The organism is Humibacter sp., from assembly GCF_035547335.1.
Lineage (GTDB): Bacteria > Actinomycetota > Actinomycetes > Actinomycetales > Microbacteriaceae > Humibacter.
The window spans coordinates 116,863-122,941 of record NZ_DASZVF010000034.1 but is presented as its reverse complement, the minus strand read 5'-3'; the positions used below and the strand labels follow the sequence as shown (position 1 = coordinate 122,941).

Annotated in this window: 4 protein-coding genes; 2 read left to right on the top strand and 2 right to left on the bottom strand. The window is 69.0% G+C overall.

Features of this window, described 5'->3' with window-relative positions; translation table 11 throughout:
* Window positions 1-1,008: DUF3418 domain-containing protein (locus VHB92_RS07795; protein ID WP_325453033.1), on the top strand; the 1,008-nt coding region annotated here is incomplete at its 5' end.
* Window positions 1,009-1,011: 3 nt separating this feature from the next.
* Here VHB92_RS07795 and VHB92_RS07790 read toward each other — a convergent pair.
* Both VHB92_RS07790 and VHB92_RS07785 read right to left on the bottom strand, forming a co-directional pair.
* Window positions 1,012-2,283, bottom strand: a complete 1,272-nt coding sequence (locus tag VHB92_RS07790; RefSeq protein WP_325453032.1) for an HNH endonuclease signature motif containing protein — start codon at window positions 2,281-2,283, stop codon at window positions 1,012-1,014.
* 430 nt (window positions 2,284-2,713) lie between these two features.
* Window positions 2,714-3,259 carry an AAA family ATPase gene (locus VHB92_RS07785; RefSeq protein ID WP_325453031.1) on the bottom strand — a complete coding sequence of 182 codons (546 nt, stop codon included), beginning with the start codon at window positions 3,257-3,259 and terminating at the stop codon, window positions 2,714-2,716.
* Window positions 3,260-3,354: 95 nt separating this feature from the next.
* Between VHB92_RS07785 and VHB92_RS07780 the strand changes: the two genes are divergently transcribed.
* Complete coding sequence (locus VHB92_RS07780; protein WP_325453030.1) at window positions 3,355-6,075, top strand: phosphoenolpyruvate carboxylase; 2,721 nt, start codon at window positions 3,355-3,357, stop codon at window positions 6,073-6,075.
* Window positions 6,076-6,079 lie beyond the last annotated feature (4 nt).

Here is a 6,079-nt window from a genome sequence, read left to right as displayed (position 1 = left end):
GTCGTCGACGAGCGTTCCCGAGTCGTGGCGGCGGGCAAGGACCTCCTCGAGCTGCAGCGCACCCTCGCCCCGAAGGTGCGGGAATCGGTGGCGAAGGCGTCGGTGCGTCGGCGTGATCCCCTCGAGCGCGTGGGACTGACGACGTGGGACTTCGACGAGCTGCCGAGATTCGTCGACACCGAGCAGGGCGGACGCGGCACCGGGATGCCGCGCAGCGTCATCCGTGGCTATCCCACGCTGGCCCCTGAGAAGGAGGGCGTCGCGATCCGGGTCGTCGGAACGCAGGACGAGCAGGAGCGCACGCTGCCCGACGGCGTGCGCGCGCTGTTGCTGAACGGCGTCCCCTCTCCCGTCGGCTACGTGCAGCAGCACCTGACGGGCGCCGAGAAGCTCGCGCTGGCGGCGAGTCCGTACGCCTCGACGAAGGCGCTGTTCGAGGACTGCCTCGCAGCGGTAGTCGATGCCGTGCTGTTCGACGCGACACCGGGTGGGCTGGTGTTCACCCGCGCCGAGTTCGAGGCGATCCGCGATCGGGTCTCCGCGGAGGTCATGGATGCCCTGTTCGACACGGTCTCGCTGGTCGCGCGCATCCTCACCGAGCAGCGCGCCGCGGACAAGGCCATCTCCGGCACCTCGTCCATGGCGCTCCTCGGTGCCCTCAGCGACGCCAAGACCCAGCTGGCCGGTCTGATCTTCCCGGGATTCGTCTCGCGCACCGGCCTCGCGCAGCTGCGCAACCTGCCGCGGTATCTGCAGGCGCTCACCTGGCGCATCCAGCGCCTGCCCGACAATCCCGGCCGCGATCGCGTCTGGATGACGGAGGTGCAGACGGCGACCGCGCGCTTCACCGATGCCGGGGGCGTCATCCCGCTCCCGCCCCACGCGAAGCCGTCGCTCGTGCACGCCCGCTGGATGCTCGAGGAACTGCGCGTGAGCCTGTTCGCGCAGCAGCTCGGCACCGCCGAGACGGTGTCGCTCCAGCGGATACAGAAGGTGCTGAACGGGTAGCATTCACGTTCTCTCCACCTCGCGCCGTCGCTTCCGCGCTCGGGCGGAACCGACGGGTCTCCACGTACCACCTGGGTCGAGCCATCCCGGTGCTCGCACGTGCGGCACCCCGTTCCGCATGCGGATCGACCAGCCACCGGTGTCGATCGACCGGTGGTGATACCAGCACAGGGTGACTCCGTTGTCGGTGTGCGTCGGGCCGCCGCGAGAGTGCTCCCACACGTGATGCACCTCGCACCACCCGGCGGGGACGCGGCATCCGGGGATCACGCATCCGCCGTCGCGCACGGCGATCGCGCGGCGCTGCTGCGACGTGAAACAGCGTTCAGGCGACCAGAGCGAGACGATCTCACCCTCGCGGCCGAGAATCAGCTTCTGCATGCCACCCGCGCAGGCGAATTGAGTGATCGCTGCCATGGGGATCGGCTCGTCAACACCGTCGATCCAGCCGGCGCCGCGCCCTGCGACGAGATCACGCTCGTCCACGGTGACGAGCACAGTGGGAGCTGCACCGCCCATCGACGCGACGTCGGCCGAACGAGCAGCCGCGTCGACGAGGGAGGCGAACGCGTCGTGACGCTTCTGCCCTGACGTGCGTTCGTCGCGATCCCCCTGCGCGAGCGGGTCGGCATCGCTCAGGAAGACCGGCGCCGACTTCGGCGATACGACGGCGGCGATGGCCTGCTCGAGCTTGCCGGAGATCTCCGGCATCAGGTCCATTCGATATCTGACGAGGCCGTCCCGAGTGCCGAGTCGAACGAGGCAACGACGTCGCATGGCATCCTCGGCCTCCGGCTCCACACCGTCGAGATCGAGCGCGACTTTCCAGACGTTCGCCTGCACCTTGGTCTGATCGGCGGTGAAACCGTCAACGGCAGACCCGACGAGTTCTTCCTCCGCGACGGCCCAGTCCTCTGGCCTCGACCGATCGCGGATGCCGCCCAGAGCCGCCACGATCGCTCGAGCGGCGTCCTCACCGAGCTCTCCGGCCGCCACGGCCTTCGCGGTCCTGGGAAACCTTGGCTGCAGCGCCTCACCGTTCAACGACCCCCGGATCGCCAGCGCGGCTCCGAGGTTCATGCGACGGGATGCCGTCGCTTCCGACACCCCTGTCAGGCGAGCGATCAGCTCGGTCGGGGTGCGACACCCCTTCCGTGCCGATAACCGTTCGGCCCCGAGCCCCTTCGGCGAGCGCTCGTCCACCTCTGCGGCGCACGCGCGCCTCAGCGCATCCACCTTGCGGCCGAGTCCCTCCACGGCTGGCGTTGCCTGCATGAGGAGTTCATCGTCGAGATTCCGGACGTCGGACATGCGCAGCAAGTCGTCTAGCGCGCCGGCCAATGCATCGAACCTCTCTGCGATAGTGCCCGGCACCGAAGAGTCCAGGCGTGAAGCCGTGGACGGCCGCTCCGACGACTCGGCGGCAGACCCGATCGCAGCGGTCTGCAGTGCGGCATCCGGCTGAGCGATCGGGCTGTTCATGTCGACCAGTCAAGCAGCAGCCACGGACATTCGGATTCATGATCTGACCAGGTGATTAACCCTGTAGGGAACAGACGGGAACCATGACCTGTGGAGGGAAAGACGCTGACCCGCAACGCTGGACCGTGGCACACCTACGATGCAGTACGGCAGCCGCACGCGGCGGACTTCGCGAAGAATGTCCGAGTCGAGCGCAGTCGACGCCGAATGCCGTGACTCCTTCTCACCCTTCGCCGAGAATCCCCACGATCACCGCGTACGTCTCCTCGACCGTCTGCGCTCCAGTGTCGACGCGGATCGTCGCGGGGCGGGCAGCAAGATACGCATCCAGGTCCTCCCTGATCTTCTCGATCAGTTCACCGCCCGAATGCGTCAATGCAACCTGCACCCAGGCATCCACCGCGTGCATGGGCCGCTTCTCGGTAAGTCGCCGACGGTGCTCTTCCGAATCGGCGAGCAGTGCGATCTCGATGTACTCGGCGCCCGCCCGAGCAGCGAGCTCATCTCCCCACGGGCTCACGTTGTAGCTAGTGACCAGCTGCGCCAGCACCACGTCGTGTCCGTTGCGAAGGTGCGCGATGGCCATCGTCATCCCGAGCTGTCGCGCCATGGCCGACGCCGACTCGAAGTCGCTCTGCCACCCGCCGATCAAGCCGACCAGCACATCGACGTCGAGGCTGAGAACGCCCGGATGTTCCGTGGCATATCGCCGCGCCAGAGTCGACTTCCCGACACGGGAGGGGCCGTTCAGATGTATGAGCCTCGGCACGCGGACACGCTATCCGTTATCCACATCCCCGCCCCATCCTCAATCCCCCGCCCTCGGTTCGTCGCTGCTCCCGCCGCTCGGTACCCTTGAGGGCGATGACGAACGGTGCCCCCTCGAATCACGCCGCCCACGACGCGGGCGACGAGTCCGCGGCCGCCCGCCACGTGCGCAGCGGCGACGTGCCGGAGGCTCTGCGCTCCGATGTGCGCTTCCTCGGCGAGCTCCTCGGTCGCGTGCTGGCCGAGTCAGGCGGCCAGGATCTGCTCGAGGATGTCGAAAAGTTACGTTCTCTCACGATCGATGCGTACGAGCGCAAGGGCGAGGCATCCATCGAGGACGCCGAGGCGCTCGTCGAGGGCTTCACGCTCGAGCGCGCTGAACAGGTCGCCAGGGCGTTCACCTGCTACTTCCACCTCGTGAACCTCGCCGAAGAGCGCCACCGGGTACGCGTGCTGCTGGCGCGTGACCCATGGAGCACGGACGACCGACGCCCTGCCGAGTCGTTCGCGGCGGCGTTCGCGACCCTCAGCTCCGAGGTCGGCGACGACGAGGCGCGCGAGCGCGTCGCCGGGCTGGAGTTCCGTCCCGTGCTGACGGCGCATCCGACCGAGGCACGACGACGCGCCATCGCATACGCCATCCGGCGCATCAGCCAGCTGGTCGCTGAGCACGACGACCCCCGGCTGGGAGCGCTCGCGCGTGCGGAGAACGAGCGACAGCTTCTCGCCGAGATCGACACTCTGTGGCGAACCGCGCCGTTGCGATCGAACCGGCCGACGCCGCTCGACGAGGTGCGAACCGCGATGAACATCTTCGACCAGACGGTCTTCCAGGTGCTTCCGCTGGTCTACCGCCTGATCGACGAACGGCTCGCAGGGTCGGATGCCTCGCCGCGCCCTCCCGAGGCGCGCGCATTCGTGCGCTTCGGCAGCTGGATCGGCGCGGACCGCGACGGCAACCCGTTCGTCACGGCGAAGGTCACCCGCAAGGCAGCGGCCATCGCCTCCGAGCACGTGCTCCTCGGCCTCGAGCGGGCGACGGACCGCATCGGCCGAACGCTCACGCTCGACGCAGGAGACACGCCGCCCAACGCGCAGCTCCAGGAGCTGTGGCGCAGACAGCGGGCGATGGCGGAGGAGCTCACGGCGGATGTCGCCACCCGCTCCCCCAACGAGCCGCACCGCCGCGTGCTGCTCGTGGTGGCCGAGCGCATCGCAGCGACCCGGCGCAGGGACGCCGACCTCGCGTACGAGAACCCGGAAGCTCTGCTGAACGACCTGCGCATCGTGCAGCGCTCACTCGCCGACGCCGGCGACCTGCGCAACGCGTACGGCGAGGTGCAGCACCTCATCTGGCAGGTCGAGACGTTCGGCTTCCACCTGGCCGAGCTCGAGGTGCGTCAGCACTCCAAGGTGCACCGTCAGACGCTGGAGGCCATCGCCTCCGGAGCCCGAGGCGACGAAGACCTCGACGAGCTGAGCGCCGAGGTGCTCGACGTGTTCCGCGTGATCGCGCACCTGCAGGGCCGCTACGGCGTGGATGCCGCTCGTCGCTACATCATCTCGTTCACCCAGTCGGCCGACGACATCGCGAACGTCTATCGGCTGGCCGAGCACGCGCTGGGCTCGGCGGAGGCCGCGCCGGTGCTCGACGTCATCCCGCTGTTCGAGACGTTCGACGACCTCAAGGCGTCCACCGACATCCTCGACCGGATGATCGAACTGCCTGAGGTGCAGCGGCGGCTCGAGCAGACCGGGCGGCGCCTGGAGGTCATGCTCGGGTACTCCGACTCGTCGAAGGATGTCGGACCGGTCTCCGCGACGCTCGCCCTCTACGACGCTCAGGACCGCATCGCACAGTGGGCGCAACGCAACGACATCGTGCTGACGCTGTTCCATGGTCGCGGCGGCTCTCTCGGCCGCGGCGGCGGGCCGGCCAACGAGGCCGTGCTCGCCCAGCCGCCAGGGTCGGTCGACGGCCGCTTCAAGCTGACCGAGCAGGGCGAGGTCATCTTCGCCCAGTACGGCGACCCCGTCATCGCCGTCCGCCACCTCGAGCAGATCGCCGCCGCCACGCTCATGGCATCCGCTCCCTCGATCGGCCGGCGCAACGCCGAGGCGGCCGAGCAGTTCGCCGACCTGGCGAAGGAGCTCGACCGGGTCAGCCGCGAGCGCTTCTTCCAGCTGGTGCGGTCCGAAGGGTTCGCGCCCTGGTTCGGGCTCGTCACGCCGCAGGAGGAGATCGGGCTGCTCGCGCTCGGCTCGCGCCCCGCGCGGCGCGGCCTCTCGCTGGAGTCGCTGGAAGATCTGCGTGCCATCCCCTGGGTCTTCGCGTGGACGCAGGCGCGCATCAACCTGACCGGATGGTTCGGACTCGGTTCGGCGCTCGCCGCGGTCGGCGACGAGAAGCTGCTGAGGGATGCCTACGACCGCTGGCCCCTCTTCCGCACCATGATCGAGAACGTCGAGATGTCGCTCGCGAAGACCGACGAGCGGCTGGCCAGACGCTACCTGGCGCTCGGCGACCGCGAGGACCTCGCCGACCTCGTGATGGAGGAGATGGCGCTGACGCGCGAGTGGGCGCTCAAGGCGAGCGGAGCATCCGAGCTGCTCGCCGACCGCCCCGTGCTGCGGCGAGCCGTGCGACTGCGCAGCCCCTACGTCGACGCGCTCTCGCTGCTGCAGCTGAGAGCACTGCGCGCGCTGCGTTCCGACTCGGATGCCGCGAACGTCGACGGCACCCAGCAGGACGAGCTGCGCCGCCTCCTGCTCCTCGCCGTCAACGGCGTCGCGGCGGGCCTGCAGAACACCGGCTGACCGC

Excerpts from the sequence above, each read along its gene's own strand:
- VHB92_RS07780 (WP_325453030.1), top strand. The coding sequence starts at position 3,355 with ATGACGAACGGTGCCCCCTCGAATCACGCCGCCCACGACGCGGGCGAC.
- VHB92_RS07790 (WP_325453032.1), bottom strand. The coding sequence starts at position 2,283 with ATGCAGGCAACGCCAGCCGTGGAGGGACTCGGCCGCAAGGTGGATGCG.